The organism is Deltaproteobacteria bacterium, from assembly GCA_019912665.1.
GTDB lineage: Bacteria > Desulfobacterota > GWC2-55-46 > GWC2-55-46 > GWC2-55-46 > UBA5799.
The window spans coordinates 39,250-64,804 of the sequence record JAIOIE010000008.1; the positions used below are offsets into that span (position 1 = coordinate 39,250).

Sequence of the window (25,555 nt, forward strand, 5' to 3'; positions counted from 1 at the left end):
ATTACCCTTTCAGAGCGTCGATCTCGTCGACGTTGAACGTTTTGTTGCTCCTTACGAGCGCTATGAGTATGCCGAGCGCCACCGCCACCTCGGCCGCGGCCACGGTGATGGTGAAGATGGTGAATATCTGCCCGGTCATGTCGCCGAGCAGGTACGAGAACGCCATGAAGTTGATGTTCACGGAATTGAGCATGAGCTCAATGGACATGAGGATCACGATGACGTTCCGCCTCGTGAGGACCCCGGCCGCCCCTATCATGAAAAGGACGGCTGAAAGCGCTATGTACCAGGTAACCGGGACCATTGTCACCGACGCTCCTTTGCTATGACTATCGCCGCAACCAGCGCGGCCAGGAGGATCACCGAAACGACTTCAAACGGGAAGAGGTACTTAGTAAATAGCATCCTTCCGATCGACTCGACCGTCGGCTCCCACGCCACGGCCGGGCTGATCCCCATCGGGGTAAGGAAGACGAAGGCCAGCATCTGCGCCGCGAGCACCAGAATGACCCCTACGACGAACCTCTTCTTCACGGGCGGGAAGGCCTGAAGGACCGCCTTCCTCATGTCGAGTATGAGGACGACGAAGAGGAAAAGCACCATGACCGCGCCCACGTATATGAATATCTGCACCGCCGCCAGGAAGGGCGACCTCAAGAGCACGAAGAGCGCCGCGACCTGTATAAGGCACATTATGAGCGCAAGGGCGCTGTGCACCGGGTTTCTGACTGTCACCACCGCCAGGCCCGAAGCAACCGCGACCGCCGCGAACATCAAAAAAAATAGCTTTTCCATCAACCTTCCCTGTTGTTTTCCATCGGCGGCTGGCCGGCTCGACCCTGCCGCGTTATTCGCCCTTTAGAGGTTTCTCTTCTTCTGCATCCGGAGGTCCGGCACGACCCTTATGCCCTCCGGCGTCCTCTCGAACTTCGACCTTACGATAAAGCCGCCCTGGATGCTCTCGGGTATGGACTGGGGCTTCAAGAGCTCGTCCTTTTCCCTGGTCGTGCACGAGAGGTCCAGGCAGGCGAGCTCGTAGTCACGCCCGAGCCTTACCGCCCTCGTGGGACAGGCGTCCTCGCAGTAGCCGCAGAACATGCACCTGGCGAGCTCCACTTTCCAGACCTTTGCCACCCTGTCCGCAATGCCCCTGCCCGTATTGTCCTCCATAGGGATGACGGTTATGCATTTGGTCGGGCAGACCTTTGCGCAAAGCTCGCATGCTACGCAGAGCTCGCGGCCGTTCTCGTCCTTATTAAGGGTGTGCTGGCCGCGGAACCTCCTGTCCGGGACCCACTTCTCCTCATCCGGGTACTTGAGCGTAATGCTCCTCGAAACGTTGTACTTGAGCGTTATCGAGAGCCCCTTCACGAAATCGACGAAGAGGGCTTTTTTTATGAATTCTGCTATCCTGCTCGGCCCTTTGCTCATATCTTCATAAGTCCTGTCACAAGGATGTTTACGAGGGACAGCGGTATCAGCACCTTCCAGCCTATGGTCATGAGCTGGTCATACCTGTAGCGCGGGAGCGTGAACCTGAGCCACATGAAAAAGTATATGAAGAGGATGACTTTGCCCAGGAACCAGAATATCGACGGCACAAGGTGGAATATCGAGATGTCCAGGGGCGGGTTCCAGCCCCCGAAGAACATGATGACCGTCAGCACCGATACCGTGACCATGGCGATGTACTCGGCGAGCATGAAAAACGAAAACCTCATGCCGCTGTACTCGGTATGGAACCCTGAGGCCAGCGTGCCCTCGTCCTCCGGGAGGTCGAAGGGTATGCGGTTTATTTCGGCCAGGGCCGCGATTATGAATATCACGAACCACACCGGCCCGACCGGCAGGTAGAATATGTTCCAGTCGAGGAAGCTCCCGGATTGGCTCCTGACCATGTCGAGGAGGTTAAGCGAATTCGTGAGCATCACAACGCCTATGGCCGCGAAGCTCATGGATATCTCGTAGCTTATCATCTGGGCGGACGAACGAAGGCCTCCGAGGAGCGAGTATTTCGAGTTCGAGGCCCAGCCGCCGAGTATCATGCCGTATATGCCGAGGCCGCCTATCGCGAGAATGTAAAGTATCCCGACGTTCATGTCGGAGAGGTAGAGCGTTATCTCCTTCCCTACGAACGGGATGGCGAACTTCTCGCCGAACGGTATGGCGACGAAGACGAGGAACGCCGGTATCATGGACAGTATCGGAGCGAGCTTGAAAAGGAACTTATCGGCCCTGTCCGGGACTATGTCCTCCTTTATGAGGAGCTTCACCATATCGGCGAACGGCTGGAGCACTCCGTGCGGGCCCACCCTCCAGGGACCGAGCCGCACCTGTATGTGCCCAGCGACCTTCCTCTCGATCCAGGTAAGGGGCAACGGGAGGCTGAAAAGGATCCCGCTTATTACCGAGACCTTCACAACGATTATAAGAATTTCAAGCAATGTCGCTAAATCCGGCATTTTTCCGTCCAGGGCCCTTTAGGGGCTAACCCCTTTTCCTGCCCCACATGTAATTTATCATCTCGATGTACCTCGAGTTCATGCCGCGCACTATCGAGTGTATGGTGAAAACGATGTTCCTCAAAAGCTTGTATATTACCCTCGGGTTCCCGTCGACGAGGGTCTCGAAGTCGTTCTTGTCGATGTAATACGTCTCGAGGTCCGAGACAGCGACGATGGTAGCCGACCTGGGCCTGCCGTCCAGGAAGCTCATCTCTCCAAAGATGTCCCCGTCCTTCATGATGGTCAGGGTGAAAAGCTCGCCGTCCGGGGCCGTCTTGCAGGCCTTGACCTCGCCTTTTCTTATGATGTAGAGCGACTGGCCGTCCTCTGACTCCCTGAAGATGGTCTCCCCTGTCTTAAAGCTCTTCTTCTTTACTATCGGGGATATCGCTGCCACCTCCGGGTCCGTAAGGTCGGCGAAAAACTGCACCTCTCTCAGCAACTTCGGGTCGATCATCTCCTACCTCCTTCCGAGAGGCTCTTTCCTGGCCGTGGCCTCATGGCGTCACGACCTCTCAATCATGACCCTCTGGATACCTTCGCCCCTCTTGGAAAACATGTTGGCAGGGGCGCCCTCGAAATTCTCCGGTATGAAGGCCACGCCTTTTTTCGTGCCCTTTCTTACGCGGAGAAGCATCGTAGCCTCGTGGTTTTTCCCTCTCACGCGCACCCGCTCTCCGCCTGAGAGGCCGAGTTTTTTCGCGTCCTCCTCGCCTATCTCGACCAGGGGCTCCCTGGCAAGCCCGATAAGGGTCTCGGACCTCATCGATACCGTCCCTGAATGAAAGAAGTGGTTCCCTGTCACGAGCACAAAGGGATAGCTATCAGGCCCGGCCGGGGCTACGGATTTGAGGTCAGACTTGGCCTCAAGCCGTTCCGAGGCGGCCCTTACAAGGGCCTCCTTGTTGTCGAGGCCGTTCCCCTTGTTCTTTTTATTATTGAACGCCAGGTCAACCGCCTCGTAAATCCCGGCTTCCCGCCGTATCTCGTCAAATACCGATGCGCTTTTTATCTTCGAGGGAAAGCCCGGGTCTATCGCGTTCCCGAGCATGGTCATTATATCGAGATCGGCCATTGACTTGCCGGGGGGCCTGGTAAGCCTTTTTACGGCCTGCACCCTGCCTTCCTGGTTTGTGACGGTCCCGTCCTTTTCGCCGAGCGCCGCGCCGGGCAGCACCACATGGGCGAGCCTTGCCGTCTCGGTGAGGAACATATCCTGAACTACAAGGAGCTTGAGTTTCGTGAGGGCGTCCCTGGTTATCCCACGGTCCCCATTCAAGGCCAGGAGGTCGGTCCCGGCGAGATATAGCATTTTAAGCGACCCGGCCCTTGCGGCATCGAGCATGCTGTCGGTTCCGGCCCCGGCCGCCTCGCGCCGCGCGTATCCGGGCCCGAGCGCGGGGTGTACGCCCATCTCCCACGCGCCCCTCTGGTTGCACCTGTCGAGGAGCGGTAGCCTCAGCACCTTTTTCCCGAGCCCTTCAAGGGCCGCCGATATCTTTGCAAGAGAGCCTATACCGGCCGGATATCTCAGGAAATCGGTCCCGGCCAGTATGCTAATCGATTCCGAGCCCTTGAATTTCGCGGCTATCTTCTTGGCCTCGTCAGCCGAGATCCCGGCCTGGCCAAGAGCCTTCGGGTCAGGCTCCTGCCCGCTCATGGCGGCAGAGACCGCCTCGAGGAGCGCGCTCTCGCCCGCAGGCATGTGCCTAACGACGAGGTTTGCTGAGCTATCGAGCTTCATGCCCCTCGGCGAGGCAATTATGACGTTCATATTCCGGGAAGCCGAATAACGCCTTATGAGGTAATCGGTTACCGGGTTTTCCTCGGATACATTCGCGCCTATGACGAATACGGTATCGGTCTTCACGCAGTCGAGGACCGAGACGCCGCCCCTGTCCATCGCCATCGCGGAGATGAAGCCTTCTACCGCCTCATGGTCCCATCTCGCGCTCGAATCGATATTCGGGCTTCCGAGCGCCTCTCTCATGAGCTTCTGGAAGGTATAGAGCTCTTCATTCGTAAGCCTCGGGGAGGCTATGCCGCCTATAGAATCCGGCGGAATGGAAGTAACAGCGTCCTTTATGTATTCGAAGGCCTCTTCCCAGCTTGCCGGGACGAGCCCGCCGGATTTCCTTACAAGAGGGGTTGTGAGCCTGTCGGGGCTCGTCATATAATCGAACCCGAAGCGGCCCCTCGCGCAGAGCGTCTCTCCGTTTATTCCCACTCCGAGCTGGGCCTTGGACCTTACGGCGGCCCCGTCCCGCTCCTCGAGCACTATCCTGCACCCTGTCCCGCAATACGAGCATACTGAATCCGCGCCCTTAAGGTCCCAGGGCCGGGCCTTATACCTGTACGGGAGCCTCATGAAGCACCCGACCGGACAGACCTCTATGCAGTTCCCGCAGTGGTCGCAGTCGAGGAGGCCCCTTGCGAAGCTCGTGGCCTCCTGGTGGTCGCCCCTGCCGAGCGCGCCCAATACGTTAGCCCCGACGACCTCGCGGCAGACCCGGACGCACTTCATGCAGTTTACGCACCTGTTCGAGTTCTTAACGATTACGGGGCTTAAGATGTAGTCCTTCTCGTGGAACTTGAACTTGGGCTCGGCGTGCCTGCCCTTGTGGGGCCCGTGCCTGTAGACCATGTCCTGTAGCTCGCACTCCCCGGCCTTGTCGCAGACAGGGCAGTCGAGGGCATGGTTCGCGAGGAAGAACTCGAGGACCCCGGCCCTCGCGTCCTGCACGGCCTGGGTCTCGGTACTGATTGACATGCCGTGCAATACAGGCGTTACGCACGAGGGCTGGAGCTTCTTCTGCCCTTCGATCTCGACGATGCACATCCTGCAGGAGCCCACGCCCATGAGATCGGCCTGGTAGCAGAAGGTCGGGATGTCGATGCCCGCCTGCCTCGCCGCGTCCAGTATGAGGGTGTTGTCCTCAACCGTGACTTCTATGCCGTTTATCTTTACGGTTACCATCTGGCTTTTCCGCCCTTTATAACGCCGGGCACATCTTGTGGTCTATGTGGTACTGGAATTCCTGCCTGAAGTGCTTAAGCGCGCCCCTCAAGGCCATGACCGCGCCGTCCCCGAGCGGGCAGAAGGTGCGGCCGAATATGTTCGTACAGAGGCTTTCAAGGAGCTCTACGTCCCCTGGCCTGCCTTCGCCGTGCTCGAGCCTCCGGAGCACCTTGGTAAGCCAGGGCGTGCCGTCGCGGCACGGAGTGCATTTGCCGCAGGACTCGTGGCTGAAAAACCTGTTGATGATGTATGCCATTTTCACCATGCAGGTCGAGGTGTCCATCACTATGACCGCGCCGGAGCCGAGCATCGAGCCTTTGGCCGCGAGCGAGTCGAAATCGAGCGGGGTGTCGATATCCTGCGGGGTCAGCATGGGCGCGCTCACGCCTCCTGGGATGAAGGCCTTGAGGGGCCTCGTATCATGAAGCATCCCTCCGCAGTGCTCGTATATGAGCTCCCTTGCCGTGGTCCCCATCGGGAGCTCGTAAAGGCCGGGCTTCTTGACGTGACCGCTTACGCAATATATCTTGGGTCCGGGGCTCTTCTCCGGGCCGAGCTTCTTGAACCACTCCGCCCCCTTCTCGATTATCGCGGGGATGCATGAGAGGGTCTCGACGTTGTTGATGACGGTCGGCTTCCCGTAGAGGCCGGCGAGCGCCGGAAAAGGCGGCTTCTTCCTCGGCTGTGCCCTGTAGCCCTCTATCGATTCGAGGAGCGCCGTTTCCTCGCCGCATATATAGGCGCCGTAGCCCCGGTGCACGTACATCTCGTGCTCGAAACCGCTCCCGAGGATGTTCTTCCCGAGATACCCCTTTGCGTGCGCTTCCTTTATAGCCTCTTCAAGCCTCTTTGCCCCGAAGTCGAACTCGCCCCTTATGTAGATATAGGACCTGGTGGCGCCTATGGCGTAGCTCGTAATTATCATCCCCTCGACGAGGAGATGGGGGTCGTGGTCTATTATGCCCCTGTCCTTGAAGGTGCCCGGCTCTCCCTCGTCCGCGTTGCAGCAGAGGTACTTCTGGAGGGTCGGATCCTTGGGGATAAAGCTCCACTTGAGGCCCGTTGAGAAGCCCGCGCCGCCGCGCCCCCGGAGGCCCGAGTCCTTCACCATCTGGATGATGTTGTCGGACTTCATCCTGAGGGCGGCCTCGAGGGCCTTGTACCCGCCGGATGCCAGGTAGCCCGATATCCTGTGCGAGTCGGGCTTGCCGTGGTTTTTAAGCAGTACTCTTTCCATTTTCTCGCTAATTATCCTTCAAGGCTCTTTTGCAGTGCCTCGGCCCCATCGCTTCAACTTTGAGAGTTAACTTTCAGCTCCAGTCCAGCTTCCGCGTTCACTTCAGCGTCTTCAACAGCTCGTCTATCCGCGTTTCGGTCAGGTTCTCGTAGTAGTCGTCGTTTATCTGCATCATGGGGGCCGTTCCGCAAGAGCCGAGGCACTCAACGGTGGAAAGGGTGAAGCGCTTGTCGGGGGTCGTACCGCCTGTCTTTATCCCGAGCGTCCTTTCCATGTGCTTTATCAAGTGCTCAGCGCCCAGGAGCGAGCAGGAGATATTCCTGCACACCTGGATGTGGTACTTGCCTACGGGCTTTTCTATGTTATACATGGTGTAGAACGCGGCGGCGGCGTTCACCTCGACCGGCCGCATCTCGAGTATCGACGCGATCTCGTCCATGTCTTCTGTTGTAAGGTGCCCGCCGTTCCCCTTCTGCGCTATGCGGAGGGCGTCCATGACAGCGGACCTCTTGTTCGGGTACTTCCCGAGGGCCGCTTCCAGTTCCTTTTTAGACTCTTCTGAGAGCATAATCTTCCCTGTTTACTTGTCGCACTCACCGAAGACCGGGTCGAGGCTTGAAAGGACCGCTATGACGTCGGCGAGGTACAGGCCGTTGACGACGCGGCCGAGCGTCTGAAGGTTCATGAACGACGGGGCCCTTATCTTAAGCCTGTAGGGGCGCTCCGAGCCGTCGCTTACTATGAAGACGCCGAGCTCGCCCTTGGGGGCCTCTATCGAGGCGTAGGCCTCGCCCTCAGGCACCTTGAAGCCCTGGGAGACGTACTTGAAATGGTGTATGAGGTTCTCCATGTTCTTGTATACGTCCTGCTTGGGCGGCGGCACTATCTCGGGGATGTCGATGTTTATCGGCCCGTCCGGCATCTCCACGAGGCACTGCTCGATTATGCGGAGCGACTGCCGTATCTCGACCATCCTCACCATGTAGCGGTCGAAGCAGTCCCCGTTCTCTCCGAGAGCGACGTCGAAGGCAAGTCTGTCGTATACGAGATATGGCTCGTCCTTCCTTATGTCCCAATTGACCCCGCTTGCGCGGAGCGCAGGGCCGGATAGGCCCATGGATATCGCGAGCTCGGGGGGTATAAAGCCCACGCCCTTGTTCCTGTCGAGCCAGATCCTGTTCCCGGTAAGTATGGTCTCGTACTCGTCCACCCTGGCGGGCAGCACCCTCACGAGTTCCTCGCAGGCCTCCCTGCATACCTTGTTGAAGTCGTATCTTACGCCGCCGACCCTCATATACGAGTGCGTCATGCGGGCGCCGCAGAGCTTCTCGAATATGTCGAGCACCATCTCCCTCTCCCTTATGGCGTAGAGGAGGATGGACATGGCCCCGAGGTCTACCGCCCAGGCGCCTATGCCTATGAGGTGCCCGGCTATCCTCGAAAGCTCGGCCGCAATCACCCTTATGTACTTGGCCCTTTCCGGGACCTCGATGTCCAGAAGCTTCTCGACCGCGAGGACGTACGCCAGGTTGTTGCTCGACGAGCACATGTAGTCGAGCCTGTCCGTATAGGGGACGAACTGATGGTAAAGGAGGTTCTCGGCTATCTTCTCGGTGCCCCTGTGGAGATAGCCGATATCGGGCCTGCAGCTCGTGACCATCTCGCCCTGCAGCCCGATAACGAGATGCAGGACGCCGTGGCTGGACGGGTGCTGCGGCCCGAGGTGAAGGGTCAGCTCCTTAGTGGATAAAAGGTCGTTCTCGTTGTTGTCTTTTATCATGACCGCGTAATGGCGTTTTTATTTGAGGCCTGGGGCGTTTAGCCCGTTTGCGGACCTTGTAGCGAGCCGCCGGTCCGCCGCGCCCCTGTTATTCTTTTTCCTCGCCGTAGGGGTTGTATCTGTCCTTATAGCCCCTTAGCGGATAGTCCTTCCTGAGCGGAAAGCCCTCCCAGTCGTCCGGGAGGTAGATGCGGGAGAGGTCCGGGTGCCCTTCGAAGACGATCCCGAACATGTCGTACGCCTCCCTCTCCGGCCAGTCGGCCCCGGGCCAAATGCCGGTCACCGAGGGCGCGCTTTCGCCTTCGGCCACCATGGTCTTCACGCGTATCCTGTGCTTTTTGGGAATTGAATACAGGTTATAGATGACGTCGAACCTGGGCGAGCGCGGCATGTGGTCGACTGCCAGGACGTCAACGAGGTAGTTCATCCTGAACGAGGTGTCGTCCTTCAGGTAAATACAGACGTTCAGGACGGCCTTTTTCTCGACGAGGACAGTGACATCCCCCTTGAAAGCGGTAATATCGAGGATGTCCCGGCTGAACGAATCCTTCAGTTTCCTTAAGATATCCTGCTGTTTTTCGATACGGCTCATCGCGACCTTAGGCGAACTTATTTGGACTGATGTTCCTCTTTTCGAGGATGAACGGGCTCTCTTTGTTGATCTTTTCCATGAGGAGGAGGAACCCATACAAGAGGGCCTCGGGCCTTGGCGGGCAACCCGGTATGTACACGTCAACGGGAATGACCAGGTCCGTGCCCTGCACGACCGAATAGGTGTTGTAGGGTCCGCCCGCCGAGGCGCACCCGCCCTGGGCTATGACCCATCTCGGCTCGGCCATCTGGTCGTAGAGCCTCTTTACGAGCGGGGCCATCTTCTTGGTCATGGTCCCGGCGACTATCATGACGTCCGACTGGCGTGGCGAGGGCCTGAAGACTATGCCCAGCCTGTCGGTATCGTAGCGCGAGCAGGCGGTCGCTATCATCTCTATGGCGCAGCACGCGAGGCCGAATGTCATGGGCCATAGCGAGGACGCGCGCCCCCAGTTCGCAACGGTTTTTGCGACGTAGTTCTCCCTCACCTTGTCGAGCACCGGGTTATTCCGGAGGACCTCGGCCACGTTCTCCAGGGTGGTAAAGAGGAACGACTCCTGCAACTGGTTCTCGACCGGCGTCAAGGAGCCTTTGATATTCATATCCTTCTGCATCTTATCCATTCAGGCCCCTAAACCCAATCCAGGGCGCCTTTTGCCCACGCGTAGACAAGGCCTATGCCCAAGACCACTATGAAGACAATCATCTCGATGAATATGGGTGTAGCCAGGGCCTTGTCGGTCAGGTTAACGGCCCAGGGGAAAAGAAAAAGGGTTTCGACGTCGAATATCACGAAAAGGATGGCTATGAGAAAGAAGTGTATCCTGAAGTGACCGGTGCTCGCATCACCTATGGGCTCGAGGCCGCATTCCCAGGGAGAGAGCTTCTCCCTGTACGGGTTTTTCGGACGCAAAAGGAAACTGAAGAAAAGGGCCCCGACGGCCATGGCCGTTACGACCGCTATCATTATAAGAACTGGCAGATAGGAAAGAAGCATTCAAACCCCATTCTCTCACCGGAAAACGGACGGTTTGCCGGTGTTCCAATTTTTACAATAAACTCGCCAGGGTAGTCCGCAAGATAAAACAACTCGAAATTTTTGTCAAGCGCAAAATGTATACTGTATACAATTAAAGGCCTCGGAAACCCGCGGGAAGCGCCTCTGCGTGGCCGCCCCTGCCGACAGACTATTATTCCAAAGGCAATCTCTAAAAATTGGAGATTTTTCCCGCAATCAAGGAAGACCGGGGAAAAGATCAATTTTTAGAGATTGACTAGAGCCTGAAGAGGTCTTTCCTCCTATCGCCGAAGATGTCGTTTACCGGGGTTATCCGCTTCCGCCGGGCTTCAAAGGGATTTATTTCCACGACACCAGCCTCCTCTTTCCGGCCTCCCGCCCTTGCGAGCACCTCGCCAAAAGGGGATGTAACCTGGCTCGACCCTATGAAGCGGAGGCTTTTCCCCTTGACCCGCTCCTCGACTCCGACCCTGTTGGCGGTTACGGTAAAGACCCTGTTCTCTATTGAACGGGTTATCATGGCCTCAGGGCAGTACGGCAGCACCAGGTTCGAAGGGTGGCAGATTATGTCCGCCCCCATGAGGGCGAGCGTCCTAGCGGCCTCGGGAAAGACCCAGTCGAAGCAGACCATCATCCCGATCCTGGCCTTTCCGGCTTTATAAACCGTGAAAGGGGTATCGCCCTTCGTGAATATCTTCTTTTCGTCCCAGAAGAGGTGCGCTTTCCGGTATGTCCCGATATGTCCCCTGGGCCCCACTAGCACCGCCGAGTTGTACGCCTTTCTGCCTTCCCTCTCGGCAAGGCCGGCGACTATGTAGGCCCCTTTGGATTTAGCGGCATCGGCAAGCCTTCTTACGGCGTACCCTCCCGGCACCTCTTCCGCGAGGTCCAGGAGCTCCTTTTTGGACCTGAACTGGTATCCGGTCGAGAAGAGCTCCGGGAGTACGATAAGCTCCGCGTCGAGGCGTTCAATCCTCTTTACCGCCTTTTCGACGTTCGAGGCGATATCGCCGAAAAACGGGGACGTCTGCATGAAAGCTACTCTCATCTTTCCTCCATATGGAGTCAGAGCTATGGGACGGACCTCAAGGGGACGGTATGATAATCAACGGGGGCTTGTTTGTCAATCGGAAGAGAAACGGGAAGAGGAACGGGGCGTATCGGGCTTTGAGGCAGGAAGGGGAGAGGCGGTCCGCCTCCCCCCTTCCGTTCAGTTCATGCTCTTAGCGGCAGCAGCCAGATTTCTTTGCTGCGGTCTTCTTTGCCGGTTTCTTTGCAGCGGTCTTCTTCTTCGGGGCGGCTTTTTTTGCGGTAGCCATCAACTTCCTCCTTTTGGGTTTGGTGTTGAGAAGAAAGAACCTCACTCCTTTTAACATTACTATATTTCGCTGTCAACACGATTTTCTTTAAGTTTTTTTCAAAACGGCGCGGGGCTCCCGTCCGTCGGGCTTGCAACATCTCCGCTTGTGTGTTAAGTAACCATTTCAAGGAAACCTGAGGAGAATGCCTGCATGTCCATAACCGAAAAAGACGTGCTGCACGTGGCCGAGCTTGCGCGGCTCGCGCTCACCGAGAAAGAGAAGGAGCTTTACACAGTGCAGCTCAAGCGCATCCTGGGCTACGTAGAGAAGCTCTCCGAGCTCGATACCAAAGGCGTCGAGCCCACCACCCACACCGTGCCCCCCAGGACCGTATTCAGGGAGGACCGGGTGCTCCCGTCGCTTCCGAGAGAAGAGGCGTTGAGGAACGCGCCCTCATCCGAAAGGGGCTGCTTCAAGGTCCCTCAAATTATCGAATGACAATCAAACAGTAACGGAGAGAAGGAATTGGATATAACCTCATTGGATATACGCGCACTTTCGGAGAAACTCGGCAAAAAGGAGCTTTCCTCTACTGAAGCGACCCGGGCGTATCTCGAAAGGATTGAAAAAGTCGAGGGGCGGGTCTCCGCATTCGTTACCGTTACGCCTGAAGAGGCGCTCAAGGCCGCATCCGAGGCCGACTCGCGCATCTCCAAGGGCGAGGACGTCACCCCGCTAACCGGCGTCCCCATAGCCGTAAAGGACATATTCTGCACCAGGGGCGTCAGGACGACCTGCTCATCGAGGATACTCGAAAACTTCGCACCGCCCTATGACGCGGCCGTAGTAAAAAGGCTCAAGGGCGCGGGCGCCGTGATACTCGGGAAGAACAACATGGACGAGTTCGCCATGGGCTCCTCGACCGAGAACTCGGCCTTCAAGAAGACCCTCAACCCCTGGGCCCTGGACCGCGTGCCCGGCGGAAGCTCGGGCGGCTCCGCAGCGGCGGTCGCCGCCTCCGAGTGCGCGGCCTCGATCGGCACCGATACCGGCGGCTCGATAAGGCAGCCCGCGTCGTGCTGCGGCGTCGTGGGCTTGAAGCCCACTTACGGGAGGGTATCGAGGTTCGGCATGATAGCCTTCGCCTCGTCCCTCGACCAGGCCGGGCCGCTTACGAGGAGCGTTGAGGACGCGGCCATCATGCTCAATGCGATAGCGGGCCACGACCAGCTCGATTCTACGTCGATAGACGCGCCGGTGCCCGATTATACCGCGAGCCTCAAATCCGGCATAAAGGGGCTCAGGGTGGGCATACCGAGGGAATATTTCATCGAGGGCATGGACCCTGATGTCGAGGATTCGGTCAGGAAGGCGCTCGAAACAATCAAGGCGCTCGGGGCCGAGCTCGTGGAGATAAGCCTCCCTCACACTGAGTACGCGGTGGCGGTCTATTATCTCGTCGCTACCGCAGAGGCGTCAAGCAACCTCGCTCGCTATGACGGCGTGAAGTACGGCCTTCGGGTGGACGAGCCCGGCAGCCTCCTTGACATGTACAAGAGGACCAGGGACGAGGGCTTCGGCCCTGAGGTCAAGAGGAGGATAATGCTCGGCACCTACTCCCTTTCGGCCGGGTATTATGACGCTTATTACAAAAAGGCCTCTCAGGTGAGGACGCTCATAAAGGACGATTTCGAAAAGGCCTTCTCATCCTGCGACATCATCGCCACCCCGACTGCGCCCACCGCGGCCTTCAGGATAGGCGAGAAGCTCGAAGACCCTCTTACAATGTACCTTTCCGACATATTCACCATCTCGTGCAACCTCGCCGGAATCCCGGGCATATCCCTCCCGTGCGGGTTCACGAAAGAGGGACTTCCTGTTGGGCTTCAGCTCCTCGGAAGATACCTTGACGAGGAGACCGTCCTCAGGGCGGCATGGTCGTATGAGAACGCGACGGAGTGGAAGAAGAGAAGGCCTGAACTGTAAGCTGGGTGCGGCAAGCCTCGTGTTTTTAACCTCCCATCACTTGATGGGAGGGGTCGTGGGGAGGGTGAAAAAAACTTCACATCTTCCCGAGGGGACAACGCGCTACCCACGCATTTAAAAAAGCAAAAAGGACTATCCGGATGAAATACGAAACTGTAATAGGGCTTGAAGTCCACGCCCAGCTACTGACAGATTCCAAGCTCTTTTGCGGCTGCTCGACTAAGTTCGGAGCTGAGCCGAATACGCAGGTCGACCCCATATGCCTGGGGCTTCCCGGCGTGCTGCCGGTCCTCAACAGGAAGGCCGTCGAGTACGCGGTGAAGATGGCCCTTGCGACCAACTGCAAGGTGAATAACCGGAGCGTCTTCGCCCGGAAGAACTACTTTTACCCCGACCTCCCGAAGGGCTACCAGATATCGCAGTACACGGAGCCTCTTGCCGAGCACGGCTGGCTCGATATCGACCTCGACGGCGGAAGGAAGCGGATAGGCATAACCCGCATCCACATGGAGGAGGACGCCGGGAAGCTCCTGCACGGCGAGGGGCCGGAGGACGAGGCATATAGCTTCGTGGACCTTAACCGCACGGGCGTGCCGCTTATAGAGATAGTGAGCGAGCCGGACATGCGCGCCTCGGATGAAGCGCAGGCCTATCTCAAGGCCCTCCGTGACATACTCGTCTATCTCGAGATATGCAGCGGCAACATGGAGGAAGGGAGCTTCCGCTGCGACGCGAACGTCTCCATCCGCCCCGCGGGCTCATCCAAGCTCGGCACAAAGGCTGAGCTTAAGAACATGAACTCCTTCAAGTTCGTGAAGGAGGCGATAGACTACGAGATCGCGCGCCAGATAGACCTGGTGGAGTCCGGCGGCAAGGTCGTCCAGGAGACGCGCCTTTTCGATTCGGCAAAGGGCGTGACCGTCTCCATGCGCTCGAAGGAAGAGGCTCACGACTACAGGTATTTCCCCGAACCAGATCTCCTCCCCCTCATAGTCCAGGATGCCATGGTCGAGGAGATGCGTTCCATATTGCCGGAGCTGCCGCAGGCCAAGAGGGAGCGTTTCGTCTCCGAATACGGCATTCCGGCCTATGACGCGGGCGTCCTCACTTCCTCAAAAGACCTCGCCGCCTATTACGAAGAAGCAGTGAAGGAGACGAACGAGCCCAAGGCCTCCTCGAACTGGATAATGGGAGAGCTACTCCGGCTCTTGAAAGAAGACAACCGCGACGTAAGGGATCGCCCGGTAAGCCCAAAGGGCCTCGCGAGGGTCATGGGCATGGTCAAGGCCGGCGAGATAAGCGGGAAGATAGCAAAAGAGGTCTTCGAGGAGATGTACAGGTCCGGGAAGACCCCGGAGGAGATAGTCAAGTCAAAGGGACTTACGCAGATATCCGGCGAAGATGAGCTCGCCAGGATAGTCGACGGGATAATCGCGGCAAACCCGGAGAACGTCGAGCGCTACAGGTCCGGAAAGACCGCCCTCTTCGGCTTTTTCGTAGGCGAGGCCATGAAGGCCACCCGCGGCAAAGCCAACCCGCAGGTCATAAACAAGCTCCTTAAAGAGAAGCTCGGCATCTGAACTAATTCACAAGTAGCAGGATAGTTCAAAAAAGAGTGGCAGCATAATTTGCTGCCACTCTTTTTTTCTTTTAAATTTACCTCTCAGCCACCGGAACCATTTTACCGTAAAGTTCTTTCGGCACTTCGCCCTTCATTACAATAACCAAGCCATCACCTGTTTTTATTAAAGAAGACTTCGTGCCAAGATCAGCGTTGATGAACTCCGGGCTTAAAGTCCACATTGCTCCGGTAAGCGGATCAACGATGAGCCAACCGATAAGGCCACCGAATATAAGGTTCCCTCCTATATACCAGCCATTTGGGGATCCTTGGATAATAAATTGCCTGGTCTGGTACCCATCTTTCTCGAGAACGACATCGTATCTGGCGGATTTGAAATATCCAGCTCCTCTGTTAAGCGTTGCCGTATACGGAGTCTTGCCAACGTAAATTGTTGAACCGGTTCTGCTGTCCTCTATTCTCAAATTGACGTCAGATGGATTTGAATTGATTGTTATGACCTGCGGGGAGCCTTTACCTATAATTGAAGCGCACCCATAAGAAAGCATGATCACGAAGAACACAGTTGATAATTGTAGCGACAACTTCAGCATTGCCTTCATAAACATCTCCTGTTTGAAATTTAAAATAACACTCACATTAATGCCGGAAAATGAACCGCAAAGCGTATACAACCTACCATAAAACCGGAATTTAATTCAATACGAAAGTTAATAATCAAAATAATTGCTTTCATTAAATTACGACCTCCTCCCGTACACCAGGTCTCCCCTCAGTTCCGCCACCATATCCTGGGTATTCGCCGGGTCGCCGCCCGGGTGGGAGTAGACTTCTATATACCTCCAGCGCGACAACCGGTCGTCATAGGTCGTTGTGACGAACCTGCCCTTCCCGGCGGCATCGGTTTTGAAATGGCTCCTGTCCACCCCCGCAGGCGCCCTCTCCCCGCGCTCGTTCACGAGCCATACCGAGTAGACCGTATCGGGCTTCAACCTGAAAAAGTCGATCCCGATGCTCCTCAGCCCGGGCATGAACTTCATCCTTTCCGCCTCCAGCCTGCCGTAGCCTTCCCCGCCGCTTATGTTTTTCAACTCCATGAAAAACTTCGGTTGATACGTAAAAGTGTATGCGGCCAGAAAAAACTGAAGTACCGCTATGATGGCCAGGCTCTTTTTCATCGCCCGAATCCTTTCCCGCGGCTCACCCGGATTTTGCTCCGGCCGCGCCCTTGGTTTTCCACCCATATCAAATCATACAGCCTGTTCCCCGGCAGGTCAAAACCGCGCTCCAGACTGATTTGACAATGGAGGCTTCTCCTGTAAACTAACAACATACATAAAAGCTTATAAAGAAAGGAGACTGCGGTGAAAAGGATACTATCTTCTCTTATTCTGGCCGCGGCAGTATTGGGGATTTCGGCTGATTCCAGGGCTGAGAACTACATCCAGGCCTACCTGGGAGCCGCGATCCCGCACAAGGCTGACGTTGAGGGCGGCGGGCAGGCGGGCAGGATGGAATTCGAGGCAGGCCCGTCGGTCGGGATAAAAGGCGGGTGGTTCCGCGACCCGAGCTCCATCTTCGGGCTCCAAGTCGACCTTAATGCCCACTTCCCGGATACAGACGAGCTGGGCGCCGGCGGCGTCCGGGCGGCAATGGATGCGGACGTAAGGGTCCTTTCCGCCTCGGTTAACGTGATAGCGCGCTACACCGAGCCGGCCCTCCGTCCCTATGCAGGGTTCGGCGTCGGCTGGTATTTCGGGAGGATCTCGAACGGGACCCTTGCGACCCCCGTCTTCGGCGTCTCAAATACCTTTTCAGGGGATTCCGACCACACCTTCGGATGGCATCTCCTGGCGGGCGTTGATTTCCCGGTCATCACCAATTTTTCGATATTCGGGGAATACAAGTACGCCAGGGCCGACTTCTCATTCGGAGGCGACCTCAATTTCGACCTCGATTACGAGGCGAGCCAGATTTACGGCGGCGTCTCTTACAGCTTCTGATTTTCCGGGGAATGGAAGGGCGATTTAAAAAAAACGGGACGTTTGCATTGAGGGTGGAAGGCCTTAATACTCGAAGACCTTCCACCCCTCTTTTTTCCACCTGAAGTAGTCCGCGATTATCCTTGCGTGGTCGAATGCAAGCGGGCCGGGGAAACTTTTCTCGGTAAATACGCCCGCTCCCTTTGCGTCGTCGCGGGCTTCCAGCGTCCCCGTGCCTTCGGCCACGAAAACCACCGAGAGCGTATGCTTCCGAGGGTCCCTGGCCGGGTCAGAGTATGCGTGGAGCTGGCATTTCAAAGTAATTTCGAGCGAGGTCTCCTCCCTGGCTTCCCTAATTGCCGCGTCCTCGAGAGATTCCCCATAGTCCACGAATCCTCCGGGAAGGGCCCACCCCTCCGGAGGGTTTTTCCTCTCGATAAGCACGATGCCGCCCCCGGTCTCGATTATTACGTCGACCGTCGGGAGCGGGTTCCTGTACTCCGGCATAAGGCCCTCCTTTTCGGCTGGATTCTATTCGGGCCTGATCGACCTAAGGTACTCGGCGTTTCTTTCCGGCAGGCTCGTGTTGATGAACATGCCGCTTCCCATCTCGAAACCGGCTGCGGTATAGAGCCTCGGCACCAGGCTCAGGTACCAGTGGCAATACTCGTTTCCCGTGTCCTTGGGCCGCGACGACCTTATAACATAATTATAGTCCGGGTCCGAAAGCCCGTAATGGAACCTGGATAGGATGTTCTTAAGGTGCGCGGCAAGGTCACTCGCCTCCTCACCGGTAAGCGAGCTGAACGAGGCCGAATGCCTTTTGGGGAATATCCATGTGTGGAAGGGCGAGAGGGCCGCATAAGGTATGAACGTCAGGAAATGCGGGGTGTCGTAAATGGTCCTTGTCCCGTCCTGCAGGTCCTTTTTAAGGACAGAGCAGATAAGGCACTCGCCTGTGTCGTCGAAAAAATGGAGCGCCGCCTGGACCCTGTCCCTGAACTGGACCGGGACGACCGGGGTGGCTATGAGCTGCGAATGGGGATGGTCGAGGGACGTGCCTGCCCCCTCTCCGTGATTCTTGAATATGATGGCGTGCTCTACCCTGGGGTCCCTGTTCGCCTCCACGAAGCGGGCCATGTATACCCTTATGAGCTCCTCTATATTGCCGACGTCCTGCAGGCCCGTATGGAGGTTATGCACGGGAGTTTCGATTATGACCTCGTGGACTCCGACTCCGGTGACCGCGGTCCGGAGGCCGTTCCCGAGCCGCTTTTTCTCGCCTTCAGGATTAAGGGCCGGGAACTTGTTCGCGACCACGCGTATTTTCCAGCCGTCCCCTTCAGGGACCCTGAACCGCTCGGCTGGCGTCTTGTGCTCGTTTCCGGGGCAGAAAGGGCAGGTCGGCAGGCGCTCAGGCCTTAAGCGGGTCTCCTTATTGTTGCTGAAGTCCTTGGGGCGCTTGGCGCGCTCGGTGGCGATGATCACCCATTCCCTGGTGACGACATTGAATCTCAGCTCCGGCATGGACGCATTATATCAGAAAACGGGTTTTTTAGAACCGGTAGCTTACTTATTGGGATAACACGGAAAGGCCAAAACAGTTAAAAAAACTGCGCTATTCAGCCCGACATTGAAGAGAGATGCTTTCGGATTTTTTAATGTCCGGACCCGTCGGCGAGCATGGCCTCTATCTGGCTCACATGGGACCTCTCCTCGTCCGCGAGCTCGTTGTACATGCGCTTTCCCTCCTCGGTCTCTGAGAAGGCCGAGAGGCTCTCGAAATAGCGGACCGAGTGCTTTTCGGTTTCAAGGGCCAGGAGGAGCGCTTTCCTGGGGTCGTCTAGCGAGCGCACCAGCTCGTCGACGTTTATGCGCCTGGTGAACATGTCGGCCCTGCCCTCCTTCTCGATGTAATCCTCTATCTCTATCTCCTCTTCCGTTATCTGGTCCCTGAACCCGGCCTCCGGGAAGAACTTCGTCTCTATGATCTTCAGGTGCCTCTTTTCGTCATCGGCGAGCTTTTTTAATATCGCCTTCGCCTCCCTGTTCGCGGTCTTCTCGGCGAGGAGCTTGTAGAACATGTAGCCGTTTACCTCTATCAGGGCCGCCGTCTTTACCGCTTCCTTTTCCTCGATATGCTCGAACATTATGAGATACCTCCTTCGGGCGCTCTGTTATGAGTTTATCGTAATTGCCCCTTCCGGGCAAACGAAAACCTGTTGAAAGGACGGGCGGTTTAATGGTAAGAAGTAATGCTGCTTTTACAAGCCGCTTAACCCCGGCTTACGGCAGTCTACTTTCCAGGGGGTGGTTCATATGGGTTTGCTCGACGGCAGGAAAGGTGTAATCTTCGGGGTCGCGAACGACAGGAGCATAGCCTGGGCTATAGCCGAGGCCCTCAAAAGGGAGGGGATGGACCTGGCTTTTACGTATGCCGGGGAGGCGCTCGAGTCGAGGGTCAGGCCGCTCGCCGAATCGCTCGGCTCGAAGCTAATTCTCCCTTGCGACGTAACCGACGACGGGCAGATAGAGTCCGTATTCCAGACCATCCGTAACGAATGGGGCGGGCTTGACGCCCTGGTCCATTCGGTCGCATTCGCGAAAAAAGAGGAGCTCAAGGGCGAATTTCTCACCACGTCGAGGGACGGCTTCAGGCTCGCGCTCGACGTAAGCGCCTTCTCCCTCGTCGCGCTCGCCAGGGCCTCGGCCCCCCTCATGGAAGGCAGGCCCGGCTCCATCGTGAGCCTTAGCTACTACGGTAGCGAGAAAGTAGTCGCGAACTACAATGTCATGGGTGTGGCCAAAGCGGCGCTCGAGGCGAGCTCCCGCTACCTTGCCGCCGACCTCGGGCCGCGCGGCATAAGGGTGAACACCATATCCGCGGGCCCGATAAAGACCCTGGCCGCCGCAGGGATCTCGGGCTTCAAGCAGATACTCGACGTCGTCGAGGCCAAGGCCCCGATGAAGAGGAACGTAACGCAGGCGGACGTCGCCGGCACGGCCCTGTACCTTATCTCTGACCTGTCGAGCGGAGTGACCGGAGAGATAATCCACGTGGACTCGGGCTACAGCATAATGGGCATTTAGCAGCTTGCTGAAAAACTCAAAACCATGTACAGGCTGCTTAAAAAGTCCGAGATGCGAGGAGTCGAGAAATGAGGAATGAGGCGTACTTTTTTGTACGCCGGAGTGTCCAATTTTGAAGACGACAAAGCAGATTGGGCTTTTTAAGCAACTTGCTAGGGGCTTTGGGCCCGGAGACCGCACCCGACCGGACAAGAAGCCATGCGCATCATAGCCGACCTGCACATACACAGCAAATATTCGAGGGCCACGAGCAGGGATATGGCCCTCGAATCCGTCGCGTCCTGGGCGAAGCTCAAGGGCATCGGCCTTTTGGGCACCGGCGACTTCACCCACCCGGCCCATTTCGCCTCGATAGAGGAGAAGCTCGAACCGGCCGGGAGCGGTCTTTTCGCGCTCAAGGGAAAGCCGGGCGAGGACCAGGTCCATTTCATGCTTACGGCGGAAGTATCCAATATCTTCTCGCAGGGCGGCCGGACCAGGAAGGTCCACAGCCTTATATTCTCGCCGAGCATTGAGGCGGCCAGGAAGATGAACGCCGCATTCAAGTCCCTGGGTAACATAAGCTCAGACGGCAGGCCGATTTTCGGCTTTTCGGCAAAGGACCTGGCGAAGCTCGTTTTCGACGCCTCGCCCGAGGCGATGCTCGTACCCGCGCACGCGTGGACGCCCTGGTTCTCCATCTTCGGCTCGAAATCAGGCTTCGGCTCCATCGAGGAATGCTTCGGAGAGTATTCAAGGCACATACACGCCATAGAGACAGGGCTATCCTCCGACCCGGAGATGAACTGGAGGGTCTCGGCCCTCGATCGTATAGCCCTCATATCCAACTCGGACGCCCACTCCCCCTCCAAGCTCGGCAGGGAGGCGAACGTCTTCGACTGCCCTATGGACTATTTTGAAATAAGAGATATCCTTTTAAAAAAGGACAAATCGAGGTTCCTCTTCACCGTGGAGTTCTTCCCGGAGGAAGGCAAGTACCATTCGGATGGCCATCGGGCCTGCGGCGTGAGGCTTAAGCCCGCCGAAACAAAGGCCCTTTCAGGCATCTGCCCGTCCTGCGGGAAGCCCCTCACGGTAGGGGTGCTATCCAGGGTCGAGGAGCTTGCCGATAGGCCGGAGGGAGTGCGGCCGGAGAACGCTATCCCGGCAAGGCGCCTCGTGCCCCTGGAGGAGATCCTTTCAGAGGCCATGGGAGTAGGGGTCGGGAGCCAGAAAGTACAGCGCGAATACAGGAGGCTTACGGCGCTGGCGCCCGAGTTCAGCTACCTTTTGGACATGGAAGAGAGCGAGATAAGGGAGGCCGCCGGAGACAGGGTCGCCTCCGCCATAATGAAAGTAAGGGAGGGCGATATTTCCATAACCCCCGGCTTCGATGGGGAGTTCGGGCGCATCAGCATCTTCGGCCACGAGGCCACGGAAGAGAAGGACGCGGAGCACCATCCGTCCCTCTTCTGATCCCTTAGCGCGTCGAAAGAGGGCCGTTAACTAGAGCCCTGCGCTCAAACCAAATTCCAGGCAGGGAGGTTCACATGGACAGGCTCTACAAAGGCATACGCAAGTTTCAGCAGACCTTCTACAAGCAGGAACAGGACCTCTTCAAGAAAATAGGGAAGGGGCAGTCCCCTGACATCCTCTTCATCGCATGCTCGGACGCGCGCGTGGACCCGAACCTCCTCACGCAAAGCAAGCCCGGCGACCTCTTCGTCATCAAGAACGTGGGGAACATGGTCCCCACGAATGACGGCGCCGCTAAAAAGACCTGCACCGCGGCCGCAATAGAGTTCGCACTCATAAAACTGCAGATAACCGATATAGTCGTATGCGGCCACTCGGACTGCGGCGCCTTGAACGCCCTCTGGTGCGACGAGAAAGAACTTGCCTCCATGGACAACCTGCAGGAATGGATAAAGACCGCATCCGGCGTGAAGGACTACGTCCTGAAGCACAATAACGACCCTTCGTACGCCTCGAAGATGGAGATGACGGCCAAGAAGCACATTATCCAGCAGCTCGAAAATCTCAAGACCTATCCGCTCGTTGCCCGGGCCATGCAGGAAGGTAAATTAAGGCTCCACGGCTGGTACTATGGGATAGGCTCCGGGATCGTCCACGCCTATAACGAAGAGACCGGGGCCTACGAGAAGATCGAATGCAAGTGCGAGGAATACGGCGCGCCGTGCTCCGGCGAGGAGGAATGCAAGGATATGCCCTGACACCCGCCTCACTTTTGCATGATTTTTCAGGCCCCCTTTGCCGCCACGCCCTCCTTTCGGCTATACTCATCTAACAGATTGCTAAGAAACTCGAAATCTCATGCAGGCTGCTCAAAAAGCTCAAGATGCAAGGAGTCGAAAAATGAGGAATGAGGCGTACTTTACTTGTACGCCGGAGTGTCCAATTTTGAAGACGACGCAGCAGATTGGGCTTTTTGAGCAGCCTACTAAAAAGGCAAAGAGGCAGCTAGGTGAAAATATTAAGGCCGCTCCTTACAGCCGTAATAGCAGCCTGCATGGTCCTAATCGGGGCGGTTTCCTACCTCTCCCTTAAAGAGATAGATTATTTCAAGTCCTCCTACCCCGTTACCTTCACGGTCGAGGAAGCCTTCTACGCCTCCCTAGTGGAGTTCATAAAGATCCACATCATAAGCCTCCCCCTTATAGCGGCGATCCTGCTCTGCCTTTACGCCCTCTGGGTGATACGGGAATAGGGGCGCCAGGCCCTATCCCTGGCAGAGAGCTGGAATTAAAACCTTTTCACCGGAACGCGGTTGGGATAAAATATGGGCGTATGTACCGTAATATACTCGTCTGCCTTGATAATTCCGACCACTCCAATGCCGGGGCCGACCTCGCTATCGCGCTTGCGCGCTCATGGGATGCCCGCCTTACCGGATGCCACGTTTACGCGGCAAGGCTCCACAACTCCCGCTTTATCGAGATGGAAGACGGGCTGCCTGAGGCCTACCGGAAGGAGGACGACCTCAAGAAGACCCGCGAGGTCCATGATACCCTCATAACCAGGGGCCTCGAGATAATATCCGATTCGTACATGGCAGTCTTCCAGGCCAGGGCAAGATGCTCCGGGATTGATGCCGGAGGCGTAAGCAGGGAAGGAAAAAACTTCGAGGAAATTGTCAGGGAAGCCGACGAAACCGGCTACGACCTCGTGGTCATGGGACTTATGGGCCTCGGGAGGACCGGCACGAGCAGGATCGGGAGCGTTGCCGAGAGGGTCGTCCGGAGGGTCCGGAAAGACGTCCTCGTCTCGCAGGAACGCTTCGAGACGGGCCGGGGCATAATAGCAGCCGTAGACGGAAGTCCGGCCTCTTTCGGCGGTCTCCTTACCGCCCTCGAACTCTCCGATGTATTCGGCTTCGAGGTGGAGGCAGTAAGCGCTTTCGACCCCATGTTCCACCAGGCGGCGTTCCGTTCAATAGCAGGCGTCCTTACCGAAGAGGCCGGGCGGCTCTTCAGGTTCAGGGAGCAGGAAAGGCTCCATGACGAGATAATAGACAAGGGCCTGGCCCGTATCTACAGGGGCCACCTCGAGACCGCCGAAAGGCTGGCCGCCTCAAAAGGAAAAAAAATAAAAACGACACTCCTTTCCGGGAAGGCCTCGGACGAAATAATCAAATACGCGCGGAACGCAAGCCCATTCCTCCTCGTACTGGGGAGGACCGGCGCGCACGCAGTCGAAGGGCTGGACATAGGCTCGACTGCCGAGAACTGCCTGAGGGAAGTCCCCTGCCACGTGCTCGTCTCGGCGAGAGAGTTCGCGCCCGCGCCCGCAGCCCCGAAAACCGCCCCGGCCTGGACTGAAGACGCCCTCGAAATACTTTCCCGCATACCCAAATTCGCAAGCGGCATCGTGAAGGGCATGGTCGAGGACGCTGCGCGGAAAGAGGGTGTGGCGGAGATAACTCCTGAATTCATGCGCAGGGTGAGAAAGAATATCGAAGGATGAGCGCACCGGCACCTCCTTTCCTCATCTCCTGGAACGTAACCAAAAGATGCAACCTCCTTTGCGGCCACTGCTACCTTGATGCCTGCGAGCTCTCCGGGGCCGACGCCGTCCCTACAGATGAGGCCCTCTCCTATATCGGCCAGATAGGAAGCCTCTCGCCTGGCTGCATGCTCGTCCTCACGGGCGGCGAGCCGCTCTTGAGGGATGATATATTCCAGCTTGCAGGCCGCGCATCATCTTTGGGGCTCTCCCCGGTTGTCGGCACGAACGGGACCCTCCTCTCGGACGAAATTATAAAAAGGCTCCTCGGCTCGGGCGTGCAGGGCATTGGGGTAAGCCTCGACTCGCTTACGCCCGCTCTCCACGACCGCATCCGCGGGGTCGAAGGCGCATGGACAAAGACCGTCACGGGCATAGAGGCATTGACCAGGTCTACCCTTTCTTTCCAGCTCCAGTTCACGCTCACAAAAGAAAACATGAGTGAGATTCCGGCCTTTGTCGAGTTCGCCGAAGGCGCGGGAGCAAAGGCGGTCAATTTCTTTTTCCTCGTGTGCACCGGGCGCGGCCAGAAGGCAACCGACCTGTCCCCCGCGGAGTACGAATCCGCGCTCAGCTCCATTGCCGCCAAAGAGGAGGAATACAGGGGGAGGGTAATGGTCAGGGCGCGGTGCGCCCCGCACCTTGTACGGGTGGCCGGGGAGTCCGACCCGGATAGCGCGCTTTTTAAAGGCGGCACAAGCGGCTGCATAGCCGGAAGGGGGTATATCAGGATATCACCCGAGGGCTTCGTCACCCCCTGCCCCTATATACCCGTCCGCGAAGGCTCGCCCAGCCTCAGGGAAAAAACGCTCTCGGAGATCTGGGAAAACGATCCGGCATTCAAGATGCTGCGGAACCCCGCCTACAAGGGCAGGTGCGCGGAATGCGAATATTCGGACTCCTGCGGCGGCTGCAGGGCAAGGGCCCTCGCCGCTACCGGAGACCTCATGGCCGAAGACCCCTGGTGCATGCACGAGCCGAAGGGCATTAAAAAAGAGGCAACCGCCCCGCCCGCATGGAGCCCGGATGCCGAGGAAAGGCTTGAAAATATCCCGGCATTCATCAGGCCCATGATAAAAAAAGGGCTCGAGCGTTATGCCTCTAATAAAGGCATAAAGGTAATCACCCCTGAGCTGATGAAGGATCTCCGGGAAAAGGCAGGAAGATGACCGGGGATACAGAAAACCGCAGATATAAAAAGGGGGCAGCGCCCCGGTTCCTCGGAGCTGCCCTCGTCTCCCTGGGCCTCGTGAACATCCTCCTCAACGCAAGGGCCGCCTCGCCACTCGACCCCTTCTACATCCTAATGGCCGCCGCAGGCGCCGCCCTCATTGCCTTCGGCTCCCGAAAAGGACAAAAAGGCTGAAGGACTGCCGTATACTACTTGAGAGAACCTTTTTTGTAAAAAAGGTTCTCTCTGACTCTCTCCAAAAAACTTTCAGTTCTTCCTGGGAGAACCCCCG

The 25,555-nt window shown here is 57.2% G+C and carries 30 protein-coding genes; 11 read left to right on the plus strand and 19 right to left on the minus strand.

All coding sequences use genetic code 11. The annotated features are described in order from the left end of the window. Window position 1: 1 nt before the first annotated feature. From nuoK to K8I01_02940, 14 genes are all read right to left on the minus strand, one after another. Entirely contained in the window at window positions 2–304 is a 303-nt protein-coding gene (gene nuoK, locus K8I01_02875) for an NADH-quinone oxidoreductase subunit NuoK (protein ID MBZ0219365.1), read from the minus strand. A gap of 2 nt (window positions 305–306) precedes the next feature. Further along, window positions 307–795, minus strand: a complete 489-nt coding sequence (locus tag K8I01_02880; GenBank protein ID MBZ0219366.1) for an NADH-quinone oxidoreductase subunit J — start codon at window positions 793–795, stop codon at window positions 307–309. 63 nt (window positions 796–858) lie between these two features. Beyond that, a complete protein-coding gene (locus K8I01_02885) occupies window positions 859–1,431 on the minus strand; it encodes an NADH-quinone oxidoreductase subunit I (protein MBZ0219367.1) in 573 nt (190 codons plus the stop codon). Then, the gene (gene nuoH, locus K8I01_02890) at window positions 1,428–2,462 is read right to left on the minus strand and encodes an NADH-quinone oxidoreductase subunit NuoH (protein ID MBZ0219368.1); all 1,035 of its coding nucleotides are present in this window, start codon (window positions 2,460–2,462) and stop codon (window positions 1,428–1,430) included. Before nuoH ends, K8I01_02885 begins: the two co-directional genes overlap by 4 nt. Window positions 2,463–2,487: 25 nt before the next feature. Further along, complete coding sequence (locus K8I01_02895) at window positions 2,488–2,961, minus strand: cyclic nucleotide-binding domain-containing protein (protein ID MBZ0219369.1); 474 nt, start codon at window positions 2,959–2,961, stop codon at window positions 2,488–2,490. A 48-nt stretch (window positions 2,962–3,009) separates the two neighbouring features. After that, window positions 3,010–5,481, minus strand: a complete 2,472-nt coding sequence (nuoG, locus tag K8I01_02900) for an NADH-quinone oxidoreductase subunit NuoG (protein MBZ0219370.1) — start codon at window positions 5,479–5,481, stop codon at window positions 3,010–3,012. 16 nt (window positions 5,482–5,497) lie between these two features. Beyond that, window positions 5,498–6,760: an NADH-quinone oxidoreductase subunit NuoF gene (gene nuoF / locus K8I01_02905; protein ID MBZ0219371.1), complete on the minus strand. Its 1,263-nt coding sequence runs from the start codon at window positions 6,758–6,760 to the stop codon at window positions 5,498–5,500. Between the two features lie 97 nt (window positions 6,761–6,857). Continuing rightward, the gene (gene nuoE, locus K8I01_02910) at window positions 6,858–7,328 is read right to left on the minus strand and encodes an NADH-quinone oxidoreductase subunit NuoE (protein ID MBZ0219372.1); all 471 of its coding nucleotides are present in this window, start codon (window positions 7,326–7,328) and stop codon (window positions 6,858–6,860) included. Window positions 7,329–7,340: 12 nt separating this feature from the next. Continuing rightward, complete coding sequence (gene nuoD / locus K8I01_02915) at window positions 7,341–8,540, minus strand: NADH dehydrogenase (quinone) subunit D (GenBank protein MBZ0219373.1); 1,200 nt, start codon at window positions 8,538–8,540, stop codon at window positions 7,341–7,343. An 88-nt stretch (window positions 8,541–8,628) separates the two neighbouring features. After that, on the minus strand, window positions 8,629–9,132 hold the full coding sequence (locus tag K8I01_02920) for an NADH-quinone oxidoreductase subunit C (GenBank protein MBZ0219374.1): 504 nt from the start codon (window positions 9,130–9,132) through the stop codon (window positions 8,629–8,631). 7 nt (window positions 9,133–9,139) lie between these two features. Continuing rightward, the gene (locus tag K8I01_02925) at window positions 9,140–9,733 is read right to left on the minus strand and encodes an NADH-quinone oxidoreductase subunit B (protein ID MBZ0219375.1); all 594 of its coding nucleotides are present in this window, start codon (window positions 9,731–9,733) and stop codon (window positions 9,140–9,142) included. Window positions 9,734–9,762: 29 nt separating this feature from the next. Continuing rightward, complete coding sequence (locus K8I01_02930; protein ID MBZ0219376.1) at window positions 9,763–10,128, minus strand: NADH-quinone oxidoreductase subunit A; 366 nt, start codon at window positions 10,126–10,128, stop codon at window positions 9,763–9,765. A 277-nt stretch (window positions 10,129–10,405) separates the two neighbouring features. Continuing rightward, a complete protein-coding gene (locus K8I01_02935) occupies window positions 10,406–11,197 on the minus strand; it encodes an acyltransferase (protein MBZ0219377.1) in 792 nt (263 codons plus the stop codon). Window positions 11,198–11,364: 167 nt separating this feature from the next. After that, window positions 11,365–11,637: a hypothetical protein gene (locus K8I01_02940; protein ID MBZ0219378.1), complete on the minus strand. Its 273-nt coding sequence runs from the start codon at window positions 11,635–11,637 to the stop codon at window positions 11,365–11,367. Between the two features lie 23 nt (window positions 11,638–11,660). On the opposite strand from K8I01_02940, the gene gatC reads away from it, so the two are divergent. The 3 genes from gatC to gatB all read left to right on the plus strand — a co-directional run bounded on the left by gatC (window position 11,661) and on the right by gatB (window position 15,016). Then, window positions 11,661–11,948, plus strand: coding sequence for an Asp-tRNA(Asn)/Glu-tRNA(Gln) amidotransferase subunit GatC (gene gatC, locus K8I01_02945; protein ID MBZ0219379.1), 288 nt, complete (start codon window positions 11,661–11,663; stop codon window positions 11,946–11,948). A 27-nt stretch (window positions 11,949–11,975) separates the two neighbouring features. Beyond that, entirely contained in the window at window positions 11,976–13,436 is a 1,461-nt protein-coding gene (gene gatA, locus K8I01_02950; GenBank protein ID MBZ0219380.1) for an Asp-tRNA(Asn)/Glu-tRNA(Gln) amidotransferase subunit GatA, read from the plus strand. A gap of 140 nt (window positions 13,437–13,576) precedes the next feature. Beyond that, window positions 13,577–15,016, plus strand: coding sequence for an Asp-tRNA(Asn)/Glu-tRNA(Gln) amidotransferase subunit GatB (gene gatB, locus K8I01_02955; protein MBZ0219381.1), 1,440 nt, complete (start codon window positions 13,577–13,579; stop codon window positions 15,014–15,016). Window positions 15,017–15,092: 76 nt separating this feature from the next. Here gatB and K8I01_02960 read toward each other — a convergent pair whose 3' ends face one another. Further along, entirely contained in the window at window positions 15,093–15,566 is a 474-nt protein-coding gene (locus tag K8I01_02960; GenBank protein ID MBZ0219382.1) for a hypothetical protein, read from the minus strand. Between the two features lie 192 nt (window positions 15,567–15,758). Further along, on the minus strand, window positions 15,759–16,115 hold the full coding sequence (locus K8I01_02965) for a hypothetical protein (protein ID MBZ0219383.1): 357 nt from the start codon (window positions 16,113–16,115) through the stop codon (window positions 15,759–15,761). Between the two features lie 267 nt (window positions 16,116–16,382). Here K8I01_02965 and K8I01_02970 point away from each other — a divergent pair, with 267 nt between their 5' ends. After that, window positions 16,383–17,021 (plus strand): outer membrane beta-barrel protein, encoded by a 639-nt coding sequence (locus tag K8I01_02970; GenBank protein ID MBZ0219384.1) that lies wholly within the window; start codon window positions 16,383–16,385, stop codon window positions 17,019–17,021. A gap of 63 nt (window positions 17,022–17,084) precedes the next feature. On the opposite strand, the gene K8I01_02975 is transcribed toward K8I01_02970, so the two are convergent. The 3 genes from K8I01_02975 to K8I01_02985 all read right to left on the minus strand — a co-directional run bounded on the left by K8I01_02975 (window position 17,085) and on the right by K8I01_02985 (window position 19,150). Further along, a complete protein-coding gene (locus K8I01_02975) occupies window positions 17,085–17,507 on the minus strand; it encodes an NUDIX hydrolase (GenBank protein ID MBZ0219385.1) in 423 nt (140 codons plus the stop codon). Window positions 17,508–17,531: 24 nt separating this feature from the next. Beyond that, entirely contained in the window at window positions 17,532–18,527 is a 996-nt protein-coding gene (gene galT, locus K8I01_02980; protein MBZ0219386.1) for a galactose-1-phosphate uridylyltransferase, read from the minus strand. Window positions 18,528–18,658: 131 nt separating this feature from the next. Next, window positions 18,659–19,150: a ferritin family protein gene (locus tag K8I01_02985; GenBank protein MBZ0219387.1), complete on the minus strand. Its 492-nt coding sequence runs from the start codon at window positions 19,148–19,150 to the stop codon at window positions 18,659–18,661. Window positions 19,151–19,319: 169 nt separating this feature from the next. On the opposite strand from K8I01_02985, the gene K8I01_02990 reads away from it, so the two are divergent. The 7 genes from K8I01_02990 (at window position 19,320) to K8I01_03020 (ending at window position 25,458) form a co-directional block, all read left to right on the plus strand. Next, window positions 19,320–20,090 (plus strand): enoyl-ACP reductase, encoded by a 771-nt coding sequence (locus tag K8I01_02990; GenBank protein MBZ0219388.1) that lies wholly within the window; start codon window positions 19,320–19,322, stop codon window positions 20,088–20,090. A 198-nt stretch (window positions 20,091–20,288) separates the two neighbouring features. Beyond that, window positions 20,289–21,545, plus strand: coding sequence for an endonuclease Q family protein (locus tag K8I01_02995; protein ID MBZ0219389.1), 1,257 nt, complete (start codon window positions 20,289–20,291; stop codon window positions 21,543–21,545). 74 nt (window positions 21,546–21,619) lie between these two features. Then, complete coding sequence (locus K8I01_03000) at window positions 21,620–22,303, plus strand: carbonic anhydrase (protein ID MBZ0219390.1); 684 nt, start codon at window positions 21,620–21,622, stop codon at window positions 22,301–22,303. A gap of 251 nt (window positions 22,304–22,554) precedes the next feature. Next, window positions 22,555–22,797, plus strand: a complete 243-nt coding sequence (locus K8I01_03005) for a hypothetical protein (GenBank protein MBZ0219391.1) — start codon at window positions 22,555–22,557, stop codon at window positions 22,795–22,797. A gap of 80 nt (window positions 22,798–22,877) precedes the next feature. Then, on the plus strand, window positions 22,878–24,053 hold the full coding sequence (locus tag K8I01_03010; GenBank protein ID MBZ0219392.1) for a universal stress protein: 1,176 nt from the start codon (window positions 22,878–22,880) through the stop codon (window positions 24,051–24,053). After that, window positions 24,050–25,261, plus strand: coding sequence for a radical SAM protein (locus K8I01_03015; GenBank protein MBZ0219393.1), 1,212 nt, complete (start codon window positions 24,050–24,052; stop codon window positions 25,259–25,261). Before K8I01_03010 ends, K8I01_03015 begins: the two co-directional genes overlap by 4 nt. Continuing rightward, window positions 25,258–25,458 carry a hypothetical protein gene (locus K8I01_03020; protein MBZ0219394.1) on the plus strand — a complete coding sequence of 67 codons (201 nt, stop codon included), beginning with the start codon at window positions 25,258–25,260 and terminating at the stop codon, window positions 25,456–25,458. Before K8I01_03015 ends, K8I01_03020 begins: the two co-directional genes overlap by 4 nt. Window positions 25,459–25,555: the final 97 nt, after the last annotated feature.

Coding starts and splice junctions, on each gene's coding strand:
- nuoK (MBZ0219365.1), bottom strand. CDS start 304: ATGGTCCCGGTTACCTGGTACATAGCGCTTTCAGCCGTCCTTTTCATG.
- K8I01_02880 (MBZ0219366.1), bottom strand. CDS start 795: ATGGAAAAGCTATTTTTTTTGATGTTCGCGGCGGTCGCGGTTGCTTCG.
- K8I01_02885 (MBZ0219367.1), bottom strand. CDS start 1,431: ATGAGCAAAGGGCCGAGCAGGATAGCAGAATTCATAAAAAAAGCCCTC.
- nuoH (MBZ0219368.1), bottom strand. CDS start 2,462: ATGCCGGATTTAGCGACATTGCTTGAAATTCTTATAATCGTTGTGAAG.
- K8I01_02895 (MBZ0219369.1), bottom strand. CDS start 2,961: ATGATCGACCCGAAGTTGCTGAGAGAGGTGCAGTTTTTCGCCGACCTT.
- nuoG (MBZ0219370.1), bottom strand. CDS start 5,481: ATGGTAACCGTAAAGATAAACGGCATAGAAGTCACGGTTGAGGACAAC.
- nuoF (MBZ0219371.1), bottom strand. CDS start 6,760: ATGGAAAGAGTACTGCTTAAAAACCACGGCAAGCCCGACTCGCACAGG.
- nuoE (MBZ0219372.1), bottom strand. CDS start 7,328: ATGCTCTCAGAAGAGTCTAAAAAGGAACTGGAAGCGGCCCTCGGGAAG.
- nuoD (MBZ0219373.1), bottom strand. CDS start 8,540: ATGATAAAAGACAACAACGAGAACGACCTTTTATCCACTAAGGAGCTG.
- K8I01_02920 (MBZ0219374.1), bottom strand. CDS start 9,132: ATGAGCCGTATCGAAAAACAGCAGGATATCTTAAGGAAACTGAAGGAT.
- K8I01_02925 (MBZ0219375.1), bottom strand. CDS start 9,733: ATGAATATCAAAGGCTCCTTGACGCCGGTCGAGAACCAGTTGCAGGAG.
- K8I01_02930 (MBZ0219376.1), bottom strand. CDS start 10,128: ATGCTTCTTTCCTATCTGCCAGTTCTTATAATGATAGCGGTCGTAACG.
- K8I01_02935 (MBZ0219377.1), bottom strand. CDS start 11,197: ATGAGAGTAGCTTTCATGCAGACGTCCCCGTTTTTCGGCGATATCGCC.
- gatC (MBZ0219379.1), top strand. CDS start 11,661: ATGTCCATAACCGAAAAAGACGTGCTGCACGTGGCCGAGCTTGCGCGG.
- gatB (MBZ0219381.1), top strand. CDS start 13,577: ATGAAATACGAAACTGTAATAGGGCTTGAAGTCCACGCCCAGCTACTG.
- K8I01_02960 (MBZ0219382.1), bottom strand. CDS start 15,566: ATGCTTTCTTATGGGTGCGCTTCAATTATAGGTAAAGGCTCCCCGCAG.
- K8I01_02965 (MBZ0219383.1), bottom strand. CDS start 16,115: ATGGAGTTGAAAAACATAAGCGGCGGGGAAGGCTACGGCAGGCTGGAG.
- K8I01_02975 (MBZ0219385.1), bottom strand. CDS start 17,507: ATGCCGGAGTACAGGAACCCGCTCCCGACGGTCGACGTAATAATCGAG.
- galT (MBZ0219386.1), bottom strand. CDS start 18,527: ATGCCGGAGCTGAGATTCAATGTCGTCACCAGGGAATGGGTGATCATC.
- K8I01_02985 (MBZ0219387.1), bottom strand. CDS start 19,150: ATGTTCGAGCATATCGAGGAAAAGGAAGCGGTAAAGACGGCGGCCCTG.
- K8I01_02990 (MBZ0219388.1), top strand. CDS start 19,320: ATGGGTTTGCTCGACGGCAGGAAAGGTGTAATCTTCGGGGTCGCGAAC.
- K8I01_02995 (MBZ0219389.1), top strand. CDS start 20,289: ATGCGCATCATAGCCGACCTGCACATACACAGCAAATATTCGAGGGCC.
- K8I01_03000 (MBZ0219390.1), top strand. CDS start 21,620: ATGGACAGGCTCTACAAAGGCATACGCAAGTTTCAGCAGACCTTCTAC.
- K8I01_03010 (MBZ0219392.1), top strand. CDS start 22,878: ATGTACCGTAATATACTCGTCTGCCTTGATAATTCCGACCACTCCAAT.
- K8I01_03015 (MBZ0219393.1), top strand. CDS start 24,050: ATGAGCGCACCGGCACCTCCTTTCCTCATCTCCTGGAACGTAACCAAA.
- K8I01_03020 (MBZ0219394.1), top strand. CDS start 25,258: ATGACCGGGGATACAGAAAACCGCAGATATAAAAAGGGGGCAGCGCCC.